Origin of the sequence: Microbacterium maritypicum MF109 (assembly GCF_000455825.1) — a bacterium.
GTDB classification, from domain to species: domain Bacteria; phylum Actinomycetota; class Actinomycetes; order Actinomycetales; family Microbacteriaceae; genus Microbacterium; species Microbacterium maritypicum_A.
The window spans coordinates 58,373-80,269 of record NZ_ATAO01000057.1; the positions used below are offsets into that span (position 1 = coordinate 58,373).

The following is a 21,897-nucleotide window of genomic DNA, read 5'->3' on the forward strand; positions in this document are numbered from 1 at the left end:
CATGGCCCTGCATTTCCTCGTCGAGTCGTCGACCGATGCCGGAGTCGGCGACATCGTGTCGTTGACCGGAGCCGAAGCCAAGCACGCGGCCGTCGTACGACGGCTTCGCATCGGTGAGGCCGTCACGGTCGGCGACGGTGCCGGAGTGTGGTTGGCCGGTGTCGCCGAGGAGGTGTCGCCCGCTCGCGTCGACGTGCTCATCGCGGAGCGCATCGAGCGCCCCGCGCCCCGTCCGCGGATCGTCCTGGTGCAGGCGCTCGCGAAGGGCGATCGCGATGAGCTCGCCGTACAGGCCGCGTGCGAGCTCGGCGTCGACGAGATCGTGCCCTGGCAGGCGAGTCGCAGCGTGTCGCGCTGGGAAGGTCCGAAGGCGGTGAAGGGGAGGGAGCGCTGGGCGAGCATCGTGCGCGAGGCCGCGAAGCAGGCGCACCGCGCGTGGGTCCCGGCGGTGGTCGCGCCGGTCTCGACGAAGCAACTCGCCGAGCGCGTCAGCTCGCAGCGTGTTCTGCTCCTCGACCCGAAGGCCCCCGTGCGGTTGTCCGAGATCGTGACGGACGGCCGTGACCTGGTGCTCGTCGTTGGGCCGGAAGGCGGGATCTCCGAAGAGGAGCTCCACCGCCTGACGGAGGCGGGGGCCGAGCGCGTGCTCCTGGGCGATACCGTGCTGCGCACCTCGACGGCAGGGCCTGCCGCGATCGCCGTGCTGTCGGTCGCACTCGGACGATGGTGAACGCGACTCGCCCGCCTGCCCACGCGCACCGGACTGCGAGCGTGCTGTGGTCAGTAGACTTGACGGCATGACGGAACCCTCGATCTTCACGCGCATTCTGAACGGGGAGATCCCTGCCGAGATCATCGGCGAGACCGACCGCCTCTTCGCTCTGCGCGACATCGCGCCGCAGGCGCCCGTGCATCTGCTCGTGGTGCCGAAGACCGCGGAGTACCGCGACGTGACCGAGCTCGCTGCCGGGGATGCCACTCTGCTGGCCGACATGATCGCCTTCGCGGGGGAGCTCGCCGCGGAGCACACCGAAGACGGCGACTTCCGCCTCGTCTTCAACACCGGCGCGAACGCCGGGCAGACCGTGTTCCACGTCCACGCGCATGTGCTGGGCGGCGGATTGACCGAGAAGAGCGTCGGTGCCTGAGAACCACGAACCCCAGGAGCGCAGCCGGGGAGGTCAGCCTCCCGAGGCCGTCGAGAAGATCTACGCCGACGGCGTCGCGATGGTGCAGCTGCTCGGGCCCCAGGACCGGCTTCTGCGGATGCTCGAGAAGGAGCACCCCGGTGTCCAGGTGCTCGTGCGCGGCAACGAGATCACGCTCGGCGGCAGCACCGATGCGGTCGCGAAGGCGAAAGCGCTGGTCGACGAGCTCCTCGCCATGACGAGGGCGGGGCACGACCTGGCCCCGAGCGATGTGTCGAGCTCCGCGCGCATGCTGCGCCAGGAGGGCGGACCGCGTCCGAGCGAGGTGCTGGGCGAGGCGATCCTGACTACCCGTGGCAAGGTGATCCGTCCGAAGACCCTCGGGCAGAAGGAGTACGTCGACGCGATCGAGGAGAACACGATCGTGTTCGGCATCGGTCCCGCCGGCACGGGCAAGACCTATCTCGCGATGGCGAAGGCGGTGCAGGCCCTGCAGCGCAAAGAAGTGACCCGCATCATCCTCACCCGTCCCGCCGTCGAGGCGGGGGAGCGGCTCGGGTTCCTCCCCGGCACCCTCACGGACAAGATCGATCCGTACCTGCGCCCGCTGTACGACGCGCTGAACGAGATGATGGACCCCGAGATCGTGCCGCGACTGATGGCGACGGGCACGATCGAAGTCGCCCCGCTCGCCTACATGCGCGGCCGCACCCTCAACGACTCCTTCGTGGTGCTCGATGAGGCGCAGAACACGACTCCCGAGCAGATGAAGATGTTCCTCACGCGCCTCGGCTTCGGCACGCGGATGGTCGTCACCGGCGACATCACGCAGGTCGATCTTCCGCAGGGTGCGTCCGGTCTCCGTCTGGTCACCCGTGTGCTCGACGGAATCGACGACATCCATTTCTCCCGCCTCACCAGCGATGACGTGGTGCGCCACTCGTTGGTCGGCCGCATCGTCGACGCGTACAGCGAGTACGACGAGAAGCGCACCGCGCAGCGGTTCGAGCGCGAACAGGCGGCCGAGTTCGCCAATCGTGCCGAGCGCCGAGGAGCGCAACGACCAGGACCGCGTGATCGCGCCCCGAAACGAGGACTCTCATGATCGAGATCAACAACGAGTCGGCCATCGACGTCGATGAGACTGTGCTGCAGCGACTGACCGACTTCAACCTCGCACAGCTCCACGTGAGCCCGGACGCCGAGGTGGCGATCGTTCTCGTCGACGAGGGCGCCATGGAGGCTCTTCACGTGCAGTGGATGGATGAGCCCGGTCCCACGGACGTGCTGAGCTTCCCGATGGACGAGCTGCGCCCCGGTACCGAGGATCGCCCGACGGCTCCCGGTCTGCTCGGCGACATCGTCCTCTGCCCGCAGGTCGCGGAAGCGCAGGCGCAGGCCGCAGGACACACTCTGATGGACGAGCTGATCCTGCTGACCACGCACGGGTTGCTTCACCTTCTCGGATTCGATCATGCCGAACCTGACGAGGAGCGTGAGATGTTCGGGCTGCAGAAGGAACTGATCCAGGGCTTCGCCGCAGCTGAACGCCGGCGATGACCGCGGCTCTCCTGCTGATCGCCGCCGTGCTGCTGGTGGCCTTCGGCGGTCTCATGTCCGCGATCGATGCGGCATACGGTGTCACGTCACGGGCGGGTCTGGCCGACATGGCGACGGAAGGGCGCAGGGCCAAGGCTCTGGGTCGCATCGCCGCGGACCTCGATGCGCACGTGAACGCCGTGGCGTTCATCCGCGTGCTGGCAGAGGTCACGGCCGCCGTGCTCGTGACGGTGGCGTTCACCATCCTGATCGAGAACAACTGGTGGGCGATGCTCGCCGCCGCCCTGTTGATGACCGCGATCACCTTCGTTCTCGTGGGGGCGAGCCCGCGCTCGTTCGGGCGCCAGCACGCTGAGGGCATGATCCGCGGCACGGCCTCGGTCGTGCGTGGACTCCGTATCTTCCTGGGCCCCCTCGCCCAGGGACTCGTCGTGCTCGGCAACCGCGTCACGCCGGGTACCGGCCGCAGCTCCTTCACCAGTGAGGACCAGCTGCTCAGCATGGTCGACGAGGCGGCGTCGAACGACCTCATCGAGGAGGACGACCGCGATCTCATCCACTCGGTGTTCGACTTCACCGATCAGTTCGTCCGCGCCGTGATGGTGCCCCGCACCGAGATGGTGACCGTCGATGCCACGGCGACGACGGATGAGGCCATGTCGCTGTTCCTGAACCGGGGTGTGTCGCGCATGCCCGTCGTCGATGACGATGCGGACGACGTCGTCGGCGTGCTCTATCTCAAGGACCTCGTGCAGTTCGCCTATCGTGACGACAGCGCGTGGCGCGCGGCCTCGATCCGGCCGATCGCGCGCCCGGCGACCTTCGTCCCCGAGTCGATGCGCGCCGAGACCCTCCTCCAGCAGATGAAGCGCGACGCCGTGCATGTGTGTCTGGTGATCGACGAGCACGGCGGGATCTCGGGCTTGGTGACGCTGGAGGACTTGATCGAGGAACTCGTCGGCGAGATCTCCGACGAGTACGATCAGGTGTCGGCGGAGTTCGTCGATCTCGGTCACGGACGATACCGCGTGAGCTCCCGTCTCTCGCTCGAGGACGTCGGCGATCTCTTCGGTCTCGAGCTCGAGGACGAGGATGTCGACTCGATCGGTGGGCTGCTCGGCAAAGCGCTGGGACAGGTTCCGCAGCCCGGTGCAACGGCCACCGTGGAAGGTTTGGTTCTCACGGGCGGCGCGTCGCGCGGCCGTGGCAGAGGTATCGCGACGGTGTTCGTGGAACGTGCGGCGGGGGAACCCGACGCTTCGCAGGATGAAGGAGATCGAGACGATGACTGACGACACTCGAAGCGGGTTCGTGACATTCGTCGGCCGCCCCAACGTCGGGAAGTCGACGCTGACGAACGCCCTCGTCGGCGAGAAGATCGCCATCACCAGCGAGAAGCCGCAGACCACGCGTCGGGCGATCCGCGGCATCGTGAACCGTCCCGAGGGTCAGCTCGTCATCGTGGACACCCCTGGAATCCACAAGCCGCGCACGCTGCTCGGCGAGCGGCTGAACGATCTCGTCGAGCAGGTGCTGGGCGACGTCGACGTCATCGGCTTCTGCGTGCCCGCGAACGAGAAGGTCGGTCCGGGGGATCGACGGATTGCCGCCTCGCTCGATGGCTACCCACGTGCGAAGAAGATCGCGATCGTGACGAAGATGGACGCTGCCGCTCGTGATGAGGTCACCGAGCGGCTCCTGGAGGTCGATTCGCTGCGTGAGGACTGGGCCGCTGTCATCCCGCTGTCCGCCCTGACGCGCGAGCAGCTCGACGTGCTCTCGGACGAGATCCTGACGCTGATGCCGAAGGGGCCGGCACTCTATCCGGAGGGCATCACGACGGACGAGTCACAGGAGGATCGGATCGCCGAGATGATCCGAGAGGCCGCCCTGGAGGGGGTGCGTGACGAGCTCCCGCACTCGATCGCCGTCGTCATCGACGACATCGCGCCCCGTGAGGGCACGGACCTCACCGACGTGCACGCCTCGATCGTGGTCGAGCGCGACAGTCAGAAGGCGATCATCATCGGGCATAAGGGCAAGCGACTCAGCGAGGTGGGGGCACGAGCGCGCGTCGGCATCGAGGAGCTGCTCGGCAGGCGCGTCTTCCTCGGGCTGCATGTGAAGGTCGCGAAGGAATGGCAGCGCGATCCGAAGCAGCTCGGCAGGCTCGGATTCTGAGATGACATCCGGCATCACGTCGATGGCGGCGGGCAGGCCGCCGACCCCGGCGACATGAGTGGTCGCAGCGAAGACCCGAATCCGCTGCGCAACGAGGTCTTCACCCGAGTGTTCGATGAGCACTGGGCAGCAGTGCGGCATCACATCGAGGGCGTCGTCGGCGCGGAGGACGAGGTCACCGAGATCGTCTCCGAGGTGTTCCTGCTCGCCTGGACCAAGCTCAGACCTGCACGACCGCCGAGCCGTGTCTGGCTGTTGCGGGCGACGGATCGGCGGCTGCGGGCTCGTTCCGGCCGGGCGTCGACGCCCTACGGTGCGCTCGACGCTGTGCATCTGGGGCTCTCCGGCGAAGAGGGCGGACCGGATCAGCACAGTCGCCTCGCGGTCCTGCGGGCTTTGGCTGTCCTCACTCCAGGTCAGAGGCGTATCATCATGCTCACGTACTGGGACGGACTCACGGTGGGGGAGATCGCGGAGTTGTTGCGCGCTTCCGAGTTGCGAGTGCGGAAGACGCTGGGACGCGCGCAGGATCGCCTGTGTGCGGAGCTGGGCCTGGAGGGGCGGACGACGGGTGATGACTGACAACGCCGTGCTCGAACGGATGCTGAGCGATGCCGATCCCGCACCGACTCCACGTGACGCTGCGCCCGACGCGCGGGCCCTCGCGACTCGCGACCGCATCCTCCGCACGAGCACCGCACCGAGGCGTCGCCGTCGGCGTGCACTCGGCTGGGCTTCCGGTCTGACCGCGGTCGCAGCCTCGACGGCTCTGGCCTTCGCCGTACTCTCCCCGCAGGGGGCGGCGGTGGCCGGGATGCCGTCACCGCTCGAGTTCGACGGCTCGGTCACTGTCGCTCAGGTCGTCGACGGGGCCGAAGCGAGCCTCGCCGAGAGCCCCGGTCCCGGTGAGCCGGTGCGATCGGTCAGGACCGCCTCATGGGGGTTCAACGTCGAGGTCGATTCGAAGACCACGACCGTCGTTCCCCAGCTTTCGACGCTCACGTGGGAACCGGACGGGTCCGGACGTGCGACCACCATCGACGGAGTTCCGTACGACCCCTCGGATGCGGCGGCGAGCAATGCTGCAGAGGTCACCAGCAGCGGAAGAGTGGTCAACGATCTGGTGATGGCACCGGGGGACTTCACCACTCCCTGGACCGCTGTGCCCGGTGAGGCGCACGACGACATGGTGGCGATGCTCCGTGCGTTCGGCATGCCGGACGACCCGACGGCATTCGACGTGGAGACCGCATTCACCTCCGTCCTCGGCCAATGGACGTTGACGAATGCGCAGCACCGCGAGCTGCTGCTCCTCCTCGAGGAGGCCGGCGGCGGTCAGGCGCTCGGAACGACGACGGATCGGCTGGGGCGACCCGTCGACGGCATCCGTGTGCAGTCGCCCGACGGGGCGGTGAGCGACGTGGTCCTGGTGTCCCGCGACACGGGGAGGATCGTCGGAGTGGAGCGTACCGTTCTGATCGCCGACGAGCTCTTCGCGGCAGGCTCGATCATCTCGTATCAGATGTGGGACGTGGAGGAGGATGTGTTCCGATGAAGCGCTCGACTGCTCTCGCGGCGATCGTCCTCGGGCTGCTCGTCGCCTTCGGAGCGACTCCGGCGATGGCCGCAGACCCGAGCGATCGTGAGGTCGATCCTGCCGTCGCCGCCATGCTTGAAGAGGTGCCGGGCGGCATCGTCATCGATGCGACGCGAGCGGTGTGGCCCGATCTCGGCATGGAGCTGCAGATCGTCGGCGCGTCCAGCATCTCCGCGCGCACAGTCGGCGGCTGCGCGACCGGCAAGACCTGCGCATTCAGTCTCGCCTCTCTCGGCGGGAGCATCCTGAGCTTCAGCTCGTGCAGCGTCAACGCCGTGCCTGCGAGCTTCGTGACCAGGTCAGCGGCGAATGCACGGACCTCCGGCTACATGCAGGCGCGAAACGGATCATCGGTGCTCGCCACCATCTACGCGGGCAACTGGTCCAACGTATCGGGCACCGTCACGAACCTGCGTTGCGTCCTCTGAGGAGCATCGCGCACCGTGGCCTCGACTGATCCGTTCCGCGCGTGGCAGTGGACCGCGCCGGTGTGGGGCCCGCCCGAGACCTGGGCGTTCGTCGAGCATGAGCTGCGCACTCCCGAACCCGGCGAGGTCACGATCCGTGTCCGCGCCGCGGGGGTGAACCCCGCAGACGCGAAGCATGTCGCGGCTCCCCGCACGGGCATCGAGCTGCCCGTCCCGATCGGGTATGAGGTCTCGGGGGAGATCTCGGCCATCGGCGCGGACACCAGGACAGGCTCGGGGGCCGTCGACATCGGCGACGAGGTCATCGCCTTCCGCGTGCGCGGGGGCTACGCGACCGAGATCACCGTGCCCGCCGAGAAAGTGTTCGCCAAGCCGTCGACGCTCACGCACCCAGAGGCCGCGAATCTGCTGCTCGTCGGCACCACGGCCGCAGAGATGCTCGCCGTCACCGCTGCGGCACCAGGGGAGACGATCCTTCTCCACGGCGCGTCCGGCGCCGTCGGAGTGAGCGTGCTGCAGCAGGCGCGGCTCCGCGGCATCTGCGTCATCGGAACGGCGAGCCCATCCCGCTTCGGCGAAGTCCGAAGGTTCGGGGGCGTCCCTGTGGAGTACGGCCCCGGGCTCTCCGGCCGAGTCCGCGACCTTGCGGATGTTCCGATCGCTGCGGCTTTGGACACGGCGGGAACGCGGGAAGCCATGGACGCGTCCCTCGAACTCGTCGCCGACCGTCGACGGATCGTCACGATCGCCGCCGCGGGTCGCGCGGAGGATGACGGCATCCTCTTCATTGCCGGGTCGATGCCTCAGAGCGCCCGCTTCCGCGACGAGGTGCGGGGAGAGTTGGTCGCGCTGGCACAGAACGGCGATCTCGTGGTCCCTCTGGCCCGAACGTTCCCCCTGGCCGACGCACCGGCGGCGCATCGGCTTCTCGCCACCGGCCATCCCGGCGGCAAGATCGCTCTGATCCCCTAGTGCAGGGGCGTTGTCTGTCCGATGTGTGTCCGCTGCTTCAGCGTCCTCCGGCTCAGGCCCGCAGGTAGAAGATGACCCCGGCCGCAGAAATCAATGCGGAGACGACGAAGATCCAGATAGCGAACGTCAACACGATCATGCGGGCGCTCCTCTCCGCTTGATCGCCCTCATAGATCTCAGCACCATTCACCTTCAACCGTTCGGCGGCAAGGACGGTGAGGCGGCGTCGTGAGGCGAGGACGCCGAGCCCGAAGGCTCCCAGAACACCCGAGGACACGAGCGGCAGGATGAGCTCCCACTGCTCAGCAGGAGCGGGGCGGGGACCAGGCGCGTCATCGACGCCGTACACCACCAGGACTGCTCCGACGATCACGAAAACGATGCCGATCAGTCGTGTCATCCATGGTCGTTGCGTGGCATTCGCCACGGATCCGCGATGTGATCCGATCACGTAGTTCCCCGCGACGATGAGCTCGGTGGTCTGCCGGGACAGGATCGACGCGAGGATGCCGATGAGGATGGCGAACCCGCCGATGAGCAACTCGATTCTCATCGCATCGCGACCGGAGGTCTATGCACGTGGAAATGATCGCACACGACGGCGGGCGCTCAGTCGATCTCCCGGAGCGTGGACGTCACGATCACGACACCGTCTCCGTACTCCGCGTCCGCGGCATCCTGGATCGTCCCGTCATCCCAGACGACATCGAGCCACACGTAACCGCGATCGGTGCGGAGGGTGACCGCCTCATCGCCGAGGCGGGCCGAGATGTCGTCCTGGATGCGGCTGAGTTCTCCGGGCGGCGTCGTGCCGTCGACACCGTCCGTGGGATCCTCCGGGGCGATCGGGTCGAAGAGTGCGAGCATGATTGGCGGATCGGTGTTCGTGAGTCGCTCGCCGTCGTAGGTGGCATACACGGCGTATGCACCCCACGTCGTCTCCCCGCTGGACTCGCGACCCTCCACGTCGTCCCAGGACCAGCCGTCGACGGGGACGCCGTCGCATTGCGGAGGAGACGACTCCATGATCGCTCCCATGCACAGCTGCACGTCGCCACCCACGTCCAGCACCGTACCCACCCCGATCACGCGCCCTTCGGGGAGATCGGGCCGGGCGTCCTCGATGCGCTGCTCGGACGACGCCGTCGTGCTTGTCGGAGCCGGCGAGGTGCCGGGGCCCGTCGTGCATGCGCTCAGGAACAGGAGGCCGACGCCTGAGGCGGCGGCGATGGACAGGCGACGCTGCGATGTGCTCATACCGACGAGTGTCGGTGAGATCCGGATCGTCTCAGACACGTCGGTACCGCGATCGCATCCCTGCTAGCATGACCTCATGCCTTTCGGCGGTCTGCTTCTTCTTAGCTGCCGCGACGAGTCCTAAAGCTAGGGCCTTCCTCGTCGCGGCGCTTGTGTTGGCCCGTTCATCTTGACGAAGAGAAGAAGCCCCATCATGCAGAACACTCAGCGCCCGTCCGCTATGCCGATCCACAAGTACCGGCCGTTCCACGAGCAGATCAACGTCCACCTGCCTGACCGCACCTGGCCCGACGCCCGCATCACCAAGGCGCCCCGTTGGTGCGCGGTCGACCTCCGTGACGGCAACCAGGCCCTGATCGACCCGATGTCGCCCGAGCGCAAGCGCGTGATGTTCGAGCTGCTCGTCAGCATGGGGTACAAGGAGATCGAGGTCGGCTTCCCCTCGGCGAGCCAGACCGACTTCGATTTCGTCCGTCAGCTCATCGAAGAGGACCTGATCCCGGACGACGTCACCATCCAGGTGCTGACGCAGGCGCGTGAGCACCTCATCGCGCGCACCTATGAGTCGATCGCCGGCGCCAAGCAGGCCATCGTTCACCTGTACAACTCGACGAGCGTGCTGCAGCGCGAGGTCGTCTTCCGCACCGACAAACAGGGCATCATCGACATCGCGCTCGAGGGGGCGCGTCTGTGCCGGAAGTTCGAGAAGACCATCCCCGACACGAAGGTCTACTACGAGTACTCGCCCGAGAGCTACACCGGCACCGAGCTCGAGTTCGCCGTCGACATCTGCAACCAGGTGATCGAGGTCTTCGAGCCCACTCCCGACCGCAAGGTGATCATCAACCTGCCCGCCACGGTCGAGATGGCCTCGCCCAATGTCTACGCCGATTCGATCGAGTGGATGAGCCGTCACCTCGCGCACCGCGAGAACGTGATCCTGTCGCTGCACCCGCACAACGACCGCGGTACCGCGATCGCAGCGGCTGAGCTCGGCTACATGGCCGGCGCCGATCGCATCGAGGGATGCCTGTTCGGCAACGGCGAGCGCACGGGCAACGTCGATATCGTCGCGCTGGGCATCAACCTCTTCACGCAGGGTATCGACCCGCAGATCGACTTCAGCGACATCGACCAGGTCAAGCGCACGGTCGAGTACTGCAACCAGCTGCCGGTGCCGGAGCGCAGCCCGTGGGCGGGCGACCTCGTCTTCACCGCTTTCAGCGGATCGCATCAGGACGCGATCAAGAAGGGCTTCGAAGCCATGGCCGTGCGTGCCGAGGCCGAGGGTGTGACGGTCGACGACATCGAGTGGGCCGTACCGTACCTGCCCGTCGACCCGAAGGACCTCGGTCGCTCCTACGAGGCCGTCATCCGCGTGAATTCGCAGTCCGGCAAGGGCGGTGTCGCCTACCTGCTGAAGGCCGACCACGCGATCGATCTGCCCCGCAAGCTCCAGATCGAGTTCTCGGGCGTCGTGCAGGCGAAGACGGATGCCGAAGGTGGAGAGGTCACGAGCGAGCAGATCTGGTCGATCTTCAACGACGAGTACCTTCCGGCGGTCGACACGGCGGCGAAGTGGGGACGCTTCGAGCTCCTCGCCACGCAGACCCGCAGTGACATGTCCGGCGACGTCGCCCTCGACGTGGTCCTGCGCGACGACGATCAGCAGGTGTCCGTCACCGGCAACGGCAACGGGCCTGTCGCCGCTTTCGTCGAGGTGCTGCGTGGGCAGGGCTTCGACATCACGGTGTACGACTACGTCGAGCATGCGCTCAGCGCCGGTGGCGACGCGCAGGCGGCAGCCTACGTCGAGCTGCAGGTCGGCGATCAGCGTCTGTGGGGCGTCGGCATCGACGGCGACATCTCGACCGCGTCCCTCAAGGCGATCGTGTCGGGTGTGAACCGTTCGATCCGCACGCGTCAGCAGGAGCTCGCGGCGGTCTGATCGACGCGTCTCGACGACGGCGGCCGGAATCCCCCGAGGACCCCGGCCACCGTCGTCTGTGTGTGCACCTCTGGTCAGGGGACTATGCGACCCATTGCACCAGCTGCCAGACGAGCCCGTTCGGATCGGCGAACTGGCAGTAGCGCTCACCCCAGGGCTCGGTCTCCGGGGGAGTGATGACCCGCGCTCCGGCGTCGGAGATGCGCGCGAATTCCCGGTCGATGTCGTCGACGACGAAAACGACCAGGGTGCCTTCCCCTGCGGAGCCGGCGATCTCCTGCGGGCGGAACGTGCTCAGCCCGGTCTCGAGGAAGATGATGCTCGGTGGAGAGTCCGGGTGCTGCAGGGAGACGAAGCCCTCGGCGGACATCGCCTCCTCGAAGCCGAAGTGGGTCTTGGCGAAGGACGCCGAGGCGGCGACGTCGGGAACGTTGAGCGAGATGGCGGTCTGAGTGATGTTCACAGTTCTCCTGTCATAAACTACGTACAACGTACAGAGTTAAGTCGTCGACGCGGGAGGGTATTCCGTAATGGCCAAGAATCTCGTGGACCTGCTCTGGCGCAAGGACGCGTCCGAGCGAGCGGACGGCCGTCGCGGGCCGCGTTCTCGCGTATCCGTCGACGCCGTGGTGTCCGGGGCGATCGAACTCGCGGACGCCGGTGGGGCCGAGGCGATGACGATCCGTGCGCTGGCGCAGTCGCTCGACCTCACGGCGATGTCCGTCTACACGCACGTCAACAGTCGGGCGGACCTGCTCGTCCTGATGGTCGACGAGGCGCACGCGAGGATGGCGACGTCGCCGGCGGACGGAGCGGGGTGGCGAGCCCGCGTGCGTCGCGTGGCCGATGAGAATCTCGCCCTGTTCCGCGCCCATGCGTGGTTGCTGGACGTCGATGATGCTCGAGTCGTCGTGGGTCCGGCAACGATAGCGAAGTACGACCGCGAGTTGCGGGCATTCGACGACGCCGGACTGTCTGCTGTCGAGCGTGACGCGGCGTTGTCCTTCGTCCTCGACTTCGTGAGGGCGACGGCGGCGAGAATGCGCGGGAGTGCAGAGCGGGAGCGCTTCGGGCCGTTCTGGGCCGACGCCGCGCCGCGCGTGACGGGATATCTCGGGGCGGACTTCCCCCTTGCTCAGGCGGTCGGTCAAGCAGCCGGCGAAGCGATGGACGGCCCCTACGACGCCGACGTCGCATGGGACTTCGGTGTGGCACGGGTGATCGACGGGCTCGCCGGCATCGTCTCGGATTCCTCGTCGCGCTGAGAGCGTGTCGTGCTGGTTCTCAGAGGTCGGCGCTGGGCTTGACGATCGCGATCGCGCCGGTCTCTGCGGCCACCTTGCGGCGGTAGATGCGCCGCTGCTCGGGCAGGGAGACGTCGAACGTGACGGCGAGGACCCGGATGACGGCTGTGACGGCGATGCCGATGACCGCCGCGAGAGTGATCGGCATCCCGAGGGCGACGGCGATCACGATGAAGGTGCATCCTGCCCCCGCGGCGACCGCGTAGAGCGAACCGACGTGCATGATCGCGGTCGGAAGCCCCATGAGCATGTCGCGGAGCACGCTGCCACCGACCGCGGCGCAGACGCCGATGAAGACCGCCGGGACTTCGGGGATCCCGAATGCGAGGGCCTTGCTCGTCCCGAAGGCGCCGAACATGCCGATCACCACGGCATCGAGGACCACGATCACGGTGTTCAGTCGGGTGAAGAGGCCCGCGAGCAGCATGCCGAGCAGGGCCGCCCCGCCGGCGGTGACCAGATACCACTGATTCTGCAGGGTGGCGGGCGTCTGCCCCAGCAGGATGTCGCGGATGAGACCGCCACCCATCCCGATCATGATGCCGATGATCGAGACGCCGAGCCAGTCGAGTCGACGCTGCCCCTGGAACCCCGATGCGAACATCGCGCCCTGGACTCCACCGAGGCCGACGCCGAGGAGGTCCGCCCACAGCGGAATGGTGAAGAGCGGTTCGGTCACGCCTCCATTCTCGCGCACGGAGGATAATCGGAGGGTGCCCACCTATCGAGACGAAGCGGTGATCCTGCGCACCCACAAGCTCGGTGAGGCGGATCGCATCGTCATCATGCTCTCGCGGCGTCATGGCAAGGTTCGCGCGGTCGCGAAGGGCGTGCGCCGGACCTCGTCGAAGTTCGGGGCCAGACTCGAGCCGTTCATGGTCGCCGACGTGCAGCTGTATCAAGGCCGCTCGCTCGACATCGTGCAGCAGGCCGAGTCGCTCGGTTCCTACGGAACGGACATCGCCGCGCACTACGACCGGTTCACGGCGGCCAACGCGATGGTCGAGACGGCCGATCGCCTGAGCGACTCGGAGGCGACGCCCGACCAGTACCTGCTCCTCGTCGGCGGGCTGCGTGCGCTGTCCCGCGGAGAGCATGTCGCCCGCAGCATCCTCGACTCGTATCTGCTGCGGGTGATGTCCCTCTCCGGATGGGCGCCCTCCCTCGACGAATGCGCGCGCTGCGGCACTCCGGGTCCGCACTCCCGGTTCGTCGCGCAGCTGGGCGGACTGGTCTGCCAGAACTGCGCCCCTGCCGGGAGCCCCCGCGTCGCCGAGAAGACCCTGGCGCTGCTCCGGGCGCTGATCGCCGGCGAGTGGGACGTCATCGACGGGTCTTCGCCCGCCGACACGGCCGCCGCGTCCGGCCTGGTCTCCGCCTACGCTCAATGGCATCTGGAACGCGGGATCCGCTCCCTCGCCCACGTGTCCGACATCCCTTCGGAAGGAGAACGGTGAGCCCGAAGCCGTATACGCACAAGGACGCCGTGGCCTATCGCCCGCTGGACTGGACCGGCGTGCATCCCCCTGCGTTCCGGGCCGTGCCGGAGCACGTGGCGATCGTCATGGATGGCAACGGCCGCTGGGCCAACCGCCGGGGCCTCAACCGGATCGAAGGTCACAAGGCAGGGGAGGAGGTGCTTCTCGATGTGGTCGCCGGCGCGATCCAGGCCGGGGTGAAGCATCTCTCCGTGTACGCGTTCTCGACCGAGAACTGGGCGCGCTCTCCCGAGGAGGTCCGCTTCCTGATGGGGTACAACCGCGACGTGCTGCACCGACGCCGTGATCAGCTCAACGAATGGGGCGTGCGGATCCGCTGGGCCGGACGCAAGCCGCGTCTGTGGGGAAGCGTCATCAAGGAGCTCCAGCACGCCGAGCAGCTCACCCGTGGCAACGACGTGCTCACCCTCACTATGTGTGTGAACTACGGCGGCAGGGTGGAGCTCGTCGATGCGATGCGGGCGATCGCCGAGGACGTCGCCGCCGGGCGGGTGAAACCGAAGGCGATCACCGAGAAGATGATCCGCCGGAACCTGTATGTGCCCGACATGCCGGACGTCGACCTGTTCCTGCGCAGCTCGGGGGAGCAACGCACCTCGAACTTCCTGTTGTGGGAGTCGGCCTACGCCGAGATGGTGTTCCTCGACACCCTCTGGCCCGATTTCTCGCGTGAGGAGCTGTGGCGCGCCATCGGTATCTACCTGTCGCGCGATCGTCGTTTCGGCGGCGCGATCGACACGCCGGAGGCCTCGGCCTGAGCCCGGAGCCACCTCTCGGCTTCCCGCGGATGGCGCAGCCTCACGACGACGAGGTGGGGGAAGTGTTCCTGCAGGGCCGGAAACCGCTCGCTCCATTTGTGGAGCGTCGCCGTCTGCCACGCGAGGATGTTCTCCTCGGGATCGCGGTTCAGCAGGTTCCACGGTCCCTTCTCGCGGTTCCCGTTCCAGAGCTCGAGTCGCAGGATGCCGCGGGCGAGCGTGCGCCGGATCAGACGGGCGCGCACGACGCGGTGGGGATAGTCCAGCCAGACGGCGAGCTGCGCGCGCGGCGTGAGGATCGCATCCGTGCCCTTGCTCGTGTACTGCCACTCGGTGACCCAACGGTCGTCGGACGCGAAGGCGCGCACGTCGTCGAGGAACTCGGGGCGAGGAGTCCAGTTCGGTCCGTGGAACAGACCGTCGATCTCGACGTGGCGCAGGCTCCACATCGTGCCGATACGCCGCGACAGGGTCGTCTTCCCCGAGCCGGAGACGCCCGCCACCAGAACCCGCTCCGGCCGGAGCGGCAGCGGGTCGTCGGCGGAGAGCATCCGAGAAGCCTACCCGCGAGCTGTGGCTGCCTCGGAATAGCTCATAGGCGCATGCGGTTGCATGAGAGTGTGACTGAACCCATCTCCATCGACATCTGGTCCGACATCGCCTGCCCCTGGTGCTACATCGGCAAGCGCAACCTCGAGAAGGGTCTCGAAGCGGTCGCCGCCGACGAGGACGCACCGCAGGTCAACATCACCTTCCACTCCTTCGAGCTCTCGCCCGACACCCCCGTCGACTTCGACGGCGACGAGATCGACTTCCTCGCCGGGCACAAGGGAATGCCGCGCGAGCAGGTCGAGCAGATGCTGTCGAATGTGACCGGTGTCGCCGCGAACGCGGGACTCGAGTACCGCTTCGACCTGCTGCAGCACACCAACACGGTCAAGGCTCATGAGCTGCTGCACTTCGCGAAGGCCGAGGGCCTGCAGCACGAGCTGGAGGAGCGGCTCATGTCCGCCTACTTCACCGAAGGCAAGCACGTCGGCCGTATCGACGACCTGGTCGAGCTCGCGACCGAGGTCGGCCTTGACGCAGATCGCGCTCGCGCGGCGCTCGAGAGCGAGCAGTACCTGCCGGCGGTTCGTCAGGATCAGGCCCAGGCCCGCGCGTACGGCATCCAGGGTGTGCCGTTCTTCGTCGTCGACGGCCAGTACGGCATCAGCGGGGCGCAGCCACCGGCGGCGTTCGAGAACGTCCTCCGCGACCTCTGGTCGAAGCGCGGAGAAGCCGAGACGGAGACGGCAGCCGTCTGACCGTTCGGCGCCGGTCCGACGCTCGGCTCGATCTAGCGGGTCAGCGCGGCTTCGATGGCGCTGACGATCTCGGGGGCGTCCGGCTTCTGCTTCGGGCGGAAGCGCAGGACGTCCCCATCCGGCAGCACGAGGAACTTCTCGAAGTTCCACTCGACCCGTCCGGCTTTTCCGCCGGCGTCCGGGGTCTCCTTGAGTGCCTTGTAGAGCTCCGCGGCGTTCTTGCCGTTCACCTTGACCTTGTCGTTGACCGGGAACGTGACGCCGTACGTCGTCGAGCAGAACTCGAGGATGTCGTCCACCGAGCCGGGCTCCTGGCCGAAGAACTGGTTGCACGGGAAGCCGACGACCGTGAACCCGCGGTCGCCGTACAGACGCTGCAGCTCCTCGAGCTGCTCGTACTGCGGCGTCAGGCCGCACTTGGAGGCGACGTTCACGACCAGCACCACGTCGGCACCGAGATCGTCGAGCGTCTTCTCCTCGCCCTTCGCGTCGGTGAACGGGATCGTGCGGAGCGCGGATTCGGTCATATTCACAGCTTAGATCGCCGCATCCCCGTGGGCTCCGCGTCTGGGAGAATAGAGGGGACATGACTCTCGCCACCGCACCTGCCCGCCCCCTTCGCATCGGTCCGATCGATCTCGACGTGCCGGTCGTCCTCGCACCCATGGCGGGGATCACCAACACCGCCTTCCGGCGACTGTGTCGTGAGTACGGCGCCGGGCTGTACGTCAGCGAGATGATCACCTCGCGCGCTCTCGTCGAGCGCAACGAGACCACCATGCGACTGATCCGCCACCACGAGTCGGAGACGCCGCGGTCCATCCAGCTGTACGGCGTCGACCCGAAGACCATCGCCGAGGCCGTCCGCATCATCGTCGCCGAGGACCACGCCGACCACATCGACCTCAACTTCGGGTGCCCGGTGCCGAAGGTCACGCGCCGCGGCGGGGGCGCGGCGCTGCCGTGGAAGTCGAAGCTGTTCGCCGATATCGTCGACCAGGCGGTGAAAGCCGCAGGCGACATCCCGCTCACGGTGAAGATGCGCAAGGGCATCGATAAAGACCACCTCACCTTCCTCGATGCCGGGCGAGCGGCTGAAGATGCAGGGGCGGCCGCGGTCGCGCTGCACGCCAGGACCGCTGGCGAGTTCTACTCGGGGTTCGCGGACTGGAACGCGATCGGCGAGCTGAAGCAGGCGGTCACGAGCATCCCGGTGCTCGGCAACGGCGACATCTGGTCGGCCGACGACGCCGTGCGCATGATGGCGCAGACCGACTGCGACGGTGTCGTGGTCGGGCGTGGCTGCCTCGGACGCCCGTGGCTGTTCGGCGAGCTGGCCACGGCCTTCGGTGGGGAGGGGAAGACCGTCGATGCGACACTCGGCTTCGTCGCGAACGCCTTCCGTCGCCACGCCGAGCTGCTGGTCGAGTTCTTCGAGGATGAGGACCGCGGGTGCCGGGATATCCGCAAGCACGTGTCCTGGTACTTCAAGGGCTACCCGGTCGGGGGCGACATCCGCACCGGACTCGCCACGGCATCCAGCCTCGCCGAGATCGACGACCTCCTCGGCCGGCTCGATCACACGGCGCCCTATCCCGGTGCGGACGCCGAGGGGCAGCGCGGTCGAGCGGGACACCCGAAGCGCACCGCCCTGCCGGAGAAGTGGTTGGAGTCGCGGGAGATCGCATCCGACACCTCGGAGATGATGCGTGGAGCGGAGATCGAGAACAGTGGCGGTTGACCCCAAGGCAGGCCTGCGCGCCGACGGCTACGACGCGCGAGACGCCGAACGCTTCTTCGCCGAAACCCATCGTTCCGAGCGCAACGATTTCGCTCGCGATCGTGCCCGTGTTCTGCACTCCGCCGCGCTGCGCCGACTCGCCGCGAAGACGCAGGTGCTCAGTCCCGCCAGCACCGCGGATTTCGCCCGCAACCGGCTGACGCATTCCCTCGAGGTGGCTCAGGTCGGGCGCGAGCTCGCTGTCGCCCTCGGCGTCTCGGCGGATGTCGTCGACACGGCGTGCCTGAGCCACGACCTGGGGCATCCTCCCTTCGGTCACAACGGCGAACGAGCTCTCAACGAGTGGGCAGAGCCCATCGGGGGCTTCGAGGGGAACGCCCAGTCCCTGCGCATCCTCTCGCGGCTGGAGGCGAAGGTCCTCGACGACGCCGACCGTTCCGTGGGGTTGAATCTGACCCGTGCGAGCCTCGACGCCACTTGCAAGTACCCGTGGACGGTCGACAGTCCGGTGCCGGACCCGGGTGGTCGGCTGAAGTTCGGGGTGTACCCCGAGGACGAGGCGGTCTTCCGCTGGATGCGCGAAGGGGCGCCGGGGCGTCTGCGCTGCATCGAAGCCGAGATCATGGATCTCTCCGACGATATCGCGTACTCGGTCCACGACTTCGAGGACGCCATCGTGAACGGCTATGTCGACGTCGCTCAGCTCGCCGACCCCCGTCAGCACGACGCTCTCGTCGGACGGATCCAGCAGTGGGTGGGATACGACTTCACTCGCGATGAACTCGCCGATGCGCTCTACCGCCTCGCGTCGCAGCCGATGTGGCTCTCGTCGTTCGACCGCTCCCGCCAGGCACTGGCCCGTCTCAAGAACCTCACGAGCGATCTGATCGGACGCTTCGCCCGAGCCTCGGTCTCCGCGACCACGGAGGCCTACGGCACGACAGCACTCGTCCGCTACAACGCCCATGTCGTCGTCCCGCGAGTGATCGAGGTCGAGATCGCCGTGCTCAAGGGCATCATGGGGCAGGCGATCGTCACGATCGAAGCCCGCAAGGGCGTCTACAAGGAGCAGCGGCGTGTGCTGAAGAGACTCGCCGACGCCCTCTGGTCGACCGACGCGCTGTGGTCCGCCGGGTCCGATGTGCTCGAGCCTGCGTTCGCCGCGGACTTCGTCGCGGCGGAGAACGACGCCGAACGCGCCAGAGTCGTGGTGGACCAGATCGCGAGCCTCACCGACCAGAGCGCGATCGACTGGCACAACCGCCTCGTCGGCGAGATCGATCCGGCCGAGGTCGGGATCTGGACTCCCCGTCACGCCCGCCCTGGCGCCCAGGCGCACGCCGAGCGGCTGCCCGTCGCCGAAAGGGCGCACTGATGCCCCGGATCCGGCAGGCCGATGTCGATGAGGTGAAGGCGCGCACGAACATCGCCGACATCATCGGGGAGCGTGTCGCTCTCAAGTCGGCCGGTGTCGGGTCGCTCAAGGGGCTGTGTCCTTTCCACGATGAGAAGAGCCCGAGCTTCCATGTGCGCCAGCAGGTGGGGTACTACCACTGCTTCGGATGCGGGGAGTCGGGGGACGTCTACTCCTTCCTGCGGGAGATGGATCACGTCAGCTTCACGGAAGCAGTCGAGCGTCTCGCCGGGCGTATCGGGTACACACTGCACTATGAAGACGGGGGAGCAGCCCCCGAGACGAGCGGCCGCAGCCGGCTGTACGCGGCGAACACCGCGGCGGCGGAGTTCTTCCGTGCGCAGCTGCTCACCCCCGATGCGGAGGCAGGACGGCGCTTTCTCGGTGAGAGAGGATTCGACGCCGGAGCTGCGGCGCATTTCGGAGTCGGCTTCGCTCCGCGCGGCTGGGACGGGATGCTCAAGGCGCTGACCGCACAGGGGTTCACCCGCGAGGAGCTGAGCAATGCGGGTCTCGTCTCCACGGGGCAGCGCGGGGTCTACGACCGCTTCCGCGGGCGTCTGGTGTGGCCGATCCGGGATGTCTCGGGGCAGACCATCGGATTCGGCGCGCGCAAGCTCTTCGACGACGACCAGGGACCCAAGTACCTGAACACCCCGGAGACGCCCATCTACAAGAAGGCGCAGGTGCTGTACGGGCTCGACCTCGCCAAGCGCGACATCGCTCGCGGCGACCCTCGCCGTGTGGTCGTGGTCGAGGGATACACCGACGTGATGGCCTGTCACCTCGCCGGTCTCACGACGGCGATCGCGACATGTGGCACGGCCTTCGGCACCGATCACATCAAGGTGCTGCGCCGGGTGATGGGTGACGACAACGCATCCGGTGAGGTCGTCTTCACGTTCGACGGTGACGAGGCGGGGCAGAAGGCCGCGCTGCGTGCCTTCACGGAGGACGACCGTTTCAACGCGCAGACCTTCGTCGCCGTCGCGCCCGACGGCCTCGACCCGTGCGATCTGCGTCTTCAACGCGGAGACGCCGCGGTTCGCGGACTGATGGACGCGAAGCAGCCGATGTTCGAGTTCGCGATCGACCGCAAGCTGAGTGGCTTCGACCTCTCGACGGTCGAGGGTCGGGTCGGGGCTCTGCGGGCCGCGGCTCCGATCGTGGCCGAGATCCGTGACCAGCTCCTCCGGCCGGGATACGAGCGTGTGCTGGCGCGTCGGCTCGGGATGGATCCCACCGAGGTGCGCAGTGAAGTCGAACGCGCGGCTCGTGGGGGACCTGCACCGCATCAGGTGCGTCGGGAGGCTCCGCAGATCGACTCGGTGACCGGCGCTCCCCTCGTCGCTCCGGTCACTCTCGCGACCCTGCCTCGCAGCCCCGACGTCGCGGTCGAACGCGATGCGCTGATGGGAGCCCTGCAGTACGGGCATCAGGTCGATCAGGCCCTCCTCAACAGGGCTCTGGAGGCGCCGTTCCGCACCCCGGCACTGGATGCCGTGCGCGAGGCCGTCGCCGCGGCTCCCGACCGCAGCAGGGCCGGCTGGGTGACCGAGGCCGTGAACGGCGTCCGCGAGCCCTACCGCTCGCTCGCGGGGGAGCTGCTGATGACTCCATTCCCGGAGCGGACGGAAGAGCGGGCTGTCGCCACCGTGGCCGACCTCGCCCGCAGGCTCGTGCTCCGCCAGCTCGAGCACGAGAAGCAGGAGCTCCTCGGTGCGGTGCAGCGTGTGCCCGCCGATTCCGACGGTGGTCGCGCGCTGCGGATGCGTCTGCGCGACATCGACGCAGAGCGTCAGCGCTTCGCCGAGTCGTAACGCGTACCGGCATCGCCCAGAGGGCAGGATGGAGTCATGTCCCGCAGGCCCGTATCCACGAACGCGATCGATTGCTCCGATCTGGTGATCGACCGCATCGGACACGGGATCCCGACTCGGGCCGTCGACGGCGTCACCTTCTCCCTTGTGCCGGGCGGACTCATCTGCGTCGCGGGCCCCACGGGTTCGGGTAAATCGACGCTGGTCGCCGCTCTCGCCGGTTCCACCGATCCCTCGGTCAAGGTCGTCGGCGGGCGCGCCGAGGTGTGCGGGGTGGACGTGCGTCGGCCGGGTCGCAAGCATCGGATCCTCACCTATCGCACCGGATTCGTACCGCAGGGCGCCGGCGCCGATCTGCCGCCGCGACTCACCGTGAACGAGGTGATCGCGGAGCCCATCCTCATGCGCGAGCGGCGGGTGAACACGAAGGCACTCTCGATCCGCGTCGCCACTCTGCTCGACGAGCTGCACCTTCCCCTCGGAACAGCCGCGAAGTTCCCCTACGAGCTCAGTGCCGGCATGCGTCAGCGCGTGGCGATCGCGCGGTCGTTCGTCCTGGAGCCGAAGGTGCTCATCGCCGACGAGGTGCTCGCGAATCTCGACCTCGAGGTGCGGCCGGTCGTGTTCGATGCGATCACCCGTCGTCGCAAGGAGCAGTCGATGGCCGCTCTCCTCGTCACCAATGACGCCGACTTCATCCGCGAGCTGAATGCCGAGACGCTCATGCTCCGCAACGGACATGTCGTCGCGCGCGGCGTGGGCAAGGACCTGCTGTGGGTGCCGAACGCGGAGTCGGATTCGCGCCACTGACCCCGACACGCCCGGCATCCGCGAACGGCGCCCCGGTGTCGTGAACAGGTCCGGGAGTTTGCTAAGCTTGTCGAGTTGCCCGCTCAGCGGTGCACATTCCTCGGTAGCTCAATTGGCAGAGCAGCCGGCTGTTAACCGGCAGGTTCTTGGTTC

At 67.5% G+C, this 21,897-nt stretch carries 25 protein-coding genes; 19 read left to right on the forward strand and 6 right to left on the reverse strand.

Going from position 1 to position 21,897, the window contains the following annotated elements:
* Nucleotide 1 precedes the first annotated feature (1 nt).
* The 10 genes from L687_RS25200 to L687_RS25245 all read left to right on the forward strand — a co-directional run bounded on the left by L687_RS25200 (nt 2) and on the right by L687_RS25245 (nt 7,886).
* Entirely contained in the window at nt 2-730 is a 729-nt protein-coding gene (locus L687_RS25200) for a 16S rRNA (uracil(1498)-N(3))-methyltransferase (protein WP_021198567.1), read from the forward strand.
* Between the two features lie 67 nt (nt 731-797).
* Complete coding sequence (locus tag L687_RS25205) at nt 798-1,148, forward strand: histidine triad nucleotide-binding protein (RefSeq protein WP_021198568.1); 351 nt, start codon at nt 798-800, stop codon at nt 1,146-1,148.
* Nucleotides 1,149-1,227: 79 nt separating this feature from the next.
* Nucleotides 1,228-2,253 (forward strand): PhoH family protein, encoded by a 1,026-nt coding sequence (locus L687_RS25210; protein WP_208323627.1) that lies wholly within the window; start codon nt 1,228-1,230, stop codon nt 2,251-2,253.
* Entirely contained in the window at nt 2,250-2,708 is a 459-nt protein-coding gene (gene ybeY, locus L687_RS25215) for an rRNA maturation RNase YbeY (RefSeq protein WP_021198570.1), read from the forward strand. The genes L687_RS25210 and ybeY overlap by 4 nt, the downstream gene beginning before the upstream one ends.
* A complete protein-coding gene (locus L687_RS25220; RefSeq protein WP_021198571.1) occupies nt 2,705-4,000 on the forward strand; it encodes a hemolysin family protein in 1,296 nt (431 codons plus the stop codon). The genes ybeY and L687_RS25220 overlap by 4 nt, the downstream gene beginning before the upstream one ends.
* A complete protein-coding gene (era, locus tag L687_RS25225; protein WP_031206746.1) occupies nt 3,993-4,889 on the forward strand; it encodes a GTPase Era in 897 nt (298 codons plus the stop codon). The genes L687_RS25220 and era overlap by 8 nt, the downstream gene beginning before the upstream one ends.
* Nucleotides 4,890-4,943: 54 nt before the next feature.
* The gene (locus L687_RS25230) at nt 4,944-5,471 is read left to right on the forward strand and encodes an RNA polymerase sigma factor (protein ID WP_021198573.1); all 528 of its coding nucleotides are present in this window, start codon (nt 4,944-4,946) and stop codon (nt 5,469-5,471) included.
* Entirely contained in the window at nt 5,464-6,444 is a 981-nt protein-coding gene (locus tag L687_RS25235) for a hypothetical protein (RefSeq protein WP_021198574.1), read from the forward strand. The genes L687_RS25230 and L687_RS25235 overlap by 8 nt, the downstream gene beginning before the upstream one ends.
* Nucleotides 6,441-6,914, forward strand: a complete 474-nt coding sequence (locus L687_RS25240) for a hypothetical protein (protein WP_021198575.1) — start codon at nt 6,441-6,443, stop codon at nt 6,912-6,914. Before L687_RS25235 ends, L687_RS25240 begins: the two co-directional genes overlap by 4 nt.
* A gap of 15 nt (nt 6,915-6,929) precedes the next feature.
* The gene (locus tag L687_RS25245) at nt 6,930-7,886 is read left to right on the forward strand and encodes an NADP-dependent oxidoreductase (protein WP_021198576.1); all 957 of its coding nucleotides are present in this window, start codon (nt 6,930-6,932) and stop codon (nt 7,884-7,886) included.
* A gap of 52 nt (nt 7,887-7,938) precedes the next feature.
* Here L687_RS25245 and L687_RS25250 read toward each other — a convergent pair whose 3' ends face one another.
* Nucleotides 7,939-8,439, reverse strand: coding sequence for a hypothetical protein (locus L687_RS25250; RefSeq protein WP_021198577.1), 501 nt, complete (start codon nt 8,437-8,439; stop codon nt 7,939-7,941).
* Nucleotides 8,440-8,495: 56 nt separating this feature from the next.
* Complete coding sequence (locus tag L687_RS25255) at nt 8,496-9,143, reverse strand: hypothetical protein (protein ID WP_021198578.1); 648 nt, start codon at nt 9,141-9,143, stop codon at nt 8,496-8,498.
* Nucleotides 9,144-9,336: 193 nt separating this feature from the next.
* Between L687_RS25255 and leuA the strand changes: the two genes are divergently transcribed.
* Complete coding sequence (gene leuA / locus L687_RS25260) at nt 9,337-11,091, forward strand: 2-isopropylmalate synthase (RefSeq protein WP_021198579.1); 1,755 nt, start codon at nt 9,337-9,339, stop codon at nt 11,089-11,091.
* 82 nt (nt 11,092-11,173) lie between these two features.
* Here leuA and L687_RS25265 read toward each other — a convergent pair whose 3' ends face one another.
* Complete coding sequence (locus L687_RS25265; RefSeq protein WP_021198580.1) at nt 11,174-11,554, reverse strand: VOC family protein; 381 nt, start codon at nt 11,552-11,554, stop codon at nt 11,174-11,176.
* Between the two features lie 67 nt (nt 11,555-11,621).
* On the opposite strand from L687_RS25265, the gene L687_RS25270 reads away from it, so the two are divergent.
* Nucleotides 11,622-12,356: a TetR/AcrR family transcriptional regulator C-terminal domain-containing protein gene (locus L687_RS25270; RefSeq protein ID WP_021198581.1), complete on the forward strand. Its 735-nt coding sequence runs from the start codon at nt 11,622-11,624 to the stop codon at nt 12,354-12,356.
* A 19-nt stretch (nt 12,357-12,375) separates the two neighbouring features.
* Here L687_RS25270 and L687_RS25275 read toward each other — a convergent pair whose 3' ends face one another.
* Nucleotides 12,376-13,074, reverse strand: coding sequence for a trimeric intracellular cation channel family protein (locus tag L687_RS25275; RefSeq protein WP_021198582.1), 699 nt, complete (start codon nt 13,072-13,074; stop codon nt 12,376-12,378).
* 34 nt (nt 13,075-13,108) lie between these two features.
* Between L687_RS25275 and recO the strand changes: the two genes are divergently transcribed.
* The gene (gene recO, locus L687_RS25280; protein WP_021198583.1) at nt 13,109-13,852 is read left to right on the forward strand and encodes a DNA repair protein RecO; all 744 of its coding nucleotides are present in this window, start codon (nt 13,109-13,111) and stop codon (nt 13,850-13,852) included.
* Nucleotides 13,849-14,652 carry an isoprenyl transferase gene (locus L687_RS25285; RefSeq protein WP_021198584.1) on the forward strand — a complete coding sequence of 268 codons (804 nt, stop codon included), beginning with the start codon at nt 13,849-13,851 and terminating at the stop codon, nt 14,650-14,652. Before recO ends, L687_RS25285 begins: the two co-directional genes overlap by 4 nt.
* On the opposite strand, the gene L687_RS25290 is transcribed toward L687_RS25285, so the two are convergent.
* Nucleotides 14,592-15,203: a hypothetical protein gene (locus tag L687_RS25290; RefSeq protein ID WP_021198585.1), complete on the reverse strand. Its 612-nt coding sequence runs from the start codon at nt 15,201-15,203 to the stop codon at nt 14,592-14,594. The genes L687_RS25285 and L687_RS25290 overlap by 61 nt on opposite strands.
* Before the next feature lie 69 nt (nt 15,204-15,272).
* On the opposite strand from L687_RS25290, the gene L687_RS25295 reads away from it, so the two are divergent.
* Nucleotides 15,273-15,959, forward strand: a complete 687-nt coding sequence (locus tag L687_RS25295; RefSeq protein ID WP_021198586.1) for a DsbA family oxidoreductase — start codon at nt 15,273-15,275, stop codon at nt 15,957-15,959.
* A gap of 32 nt (nt 15,960-15,991) precedes the next feature.
* On the opposite strand, the gene L687_RS25300 is transcribed toward L687_RS25295, so the two are convergent.
* Nucleotides 15,992-16,486, reverse strand: a complete 495-nt coding sequence (locus L687_RS25300) for a glutathione peroxidase (protein WP_021198587.1) — start codon at nt 16,484-16,486, stop codon at nt 15,992-15,994.
* A gap of 59 nt (nt 16,487-16,545) precedes the next feature.
* Between L687_RS25300 and dusB the strand changes: the two genes are divergently transcribed.
* The 4 genes from dusB to L687_RS25315 are packed head-to-tail and all read left to right on the forward strand — an operon-like array spanning nt 16,546 to nt 21,744.
* Nucleotides 16,546-17,700: a tRNA dihydrouridine synthase DusB gene (gene dusB, locus L687_RS25305; RefSeq protein WP_021198588.1), complete on the forward strand. Its 1,155-nt coding sequence runs from the start codon at nt 16,546-16,548 to the stop codon at nt 17,698-17,700.
* Entirely contained in the window at nt 17,690-19,075 is a 1,386-nt protein-coding gene (locus tag L687_RS25310) for a deoxyguanosinetriphosphate triphosphohydrolase (RefSeq protein ID WP_021198589.1), read from the forward strand. The genes dusB and L687_RS25310 overlap by 11 nt, the downstream gene beginning before the upstream one ends.
* Complete coding sequence (gene dnaG / locus L687_RS0120900) at nt 19,075-20,934, forward strand: DNA primase (protein WP_031206747.1); 1,860 nt, start codon at nt 19,075-19,077, stop codon at nt 20,932-20,934. Before L687_RS25310 ends, dnaG begins: the two co-directional genes overlap by 1 nt.
* Nucleotides 20,935-20,970: 36 nt before the next feature.
* Nucleotides 20,971-21,744 (forward strand): ATP-binding cassette domain-containing protein, encoded by a 774-nt coding sequence (locus tag L687_RS25315; RefSeq protein WP_021198591.1) that lies wholly within the window; start codon nt 20,971-20,973, stop codon nt 21,742-21,744.
* Nucleotides 21,745-21,897 lie beyond the last annotated feature (153 nt).

Excerpts from the sequence above, each read along its gene's own strand:
- L687_RS25250 (WP_021198577.1), bottom strand. The coding sequence starts at position 8,439 with ATGAGAATCGAGTTGCTCATCGGCGGGTTCGCCATCCTCATCGGCATC.
- ybeY (WP_021198570.1), top strand. The coding sequence starts at position 2,250 with ATGATCGAGATCAACAACGAGTCGGCCATCGACGTCGATGAGACTGTG.
- era (WP_031206746.1), top strand. The coding sequence starts at position 3,993 with ATGACTGACGACACTCGAAGCGGGTTCGTGACATTCGTCGGCCGCCCC.
- L687_RS25315 (WP_021198591.1), top strand. The coding sequence starts at position 20,971 with ATGTCCCGCAGGCCCGTATCCACGAACGCGATCGATTGCTCCGATCTG.
- dnaG (WP_031206747.1), top strand. The coding sequence starts at position 19,075 with ATGCCCCGGATCCGGCAGGCCGATGTCGATGAGGTGAAGGCGCGCACG.
- L687_RS25290 (WP_021198585.1), bottom strand. The coding sequence starts at position 15,203 with ATGCTCTCCGCCGACGACCCGCTGCCGCTCCGGCCGGAGCGGGTTCTG.
- L687_RS25205 (WP_021198568.1), top strand. The coding sequence starts at position 798 with ATGACGGAACCCTCGATCTTCACGCGCATTCTGAACGGGGAGATCCCT.
- L687_RS25300 (WP_021198587.1), bottom strand. The coding sequence starts at position 16,486 with ATGACCGAATCCGCGCTCCGCACGATCCCGTTCACCGACGCGAAGGGC.
- L687_RS25230 (WP_021198573.1), top strand. The coding sequence starts at position 4,944 with ATGAGTGGTCGCAGCGAAGACCCGAATCCGCTGCGCAACGAGGTCTTC.
- L687_RS25240 (WP_021198575.1), top strand. The coding sequence starts at position 6,441 with ATGAAGCGCTCGACTGCTCTCGCGGCGATCGTCCTCGGGCTGCTCGTC.
- dusB (WP_021198588.1), top strand. The coding sequence starts at position 16,546 with ATGACTCTCGCCACCGCACCTGCCCGCCCCCTTCGCATCGGTCCGATC.
- leuA (WP_021198579.1), top strand. The coding sequence starts at position 9,337 with ATGCAGAACACTCAGCGCCCGTCCGCTATGCCGATCCACAAGTACCGG.
- L687_RS25210 (WP_208323627.1), top strand. The coding sequence starts at position 1,228 with ATGGTGCAGCTGCTCGGGCCCCAGGACCGGCTTCTGCGGATGCTCGAG.
- L687_RS25255 (WP_021198578.1), bottom strand. The coding sequence starts at position 9,143 with ATGAGCACATCGCAGCGTCGCCTGTCCATCGCCGCCGCCTCAGGCGTC.
- L687_RS25220 (WP_021198571.1), top strand. The coding sequence starts at position 2,705 with ATGACCGCGGCTCTCCTGCTGATCGCCGCCGTGCTGCTGGTGGCCTTC.
- L687_RS25200 (WP_021198567.1), top strand. The coding sequence starts at position 2 with ATGGCCCTGCATTTCCTCGTCGAGTCGTCGACCGATGCCGGAGTCGGC.
- L687_RS25270 (WP_021198581.1), top strand. The coding sequence starts at position 11,622 with ATGGCCAAGAATCTCGTGGACCTGCTCTGGCGCAAGGACGCGTCCGAG.
- L687_RS25235 (WP_021198574.1), top strand. The coding sequence starts at position 5,464 with ATGACTGACAACGCCGTGCTCGAACGGATGCTGAGCGATGCCGATCCC.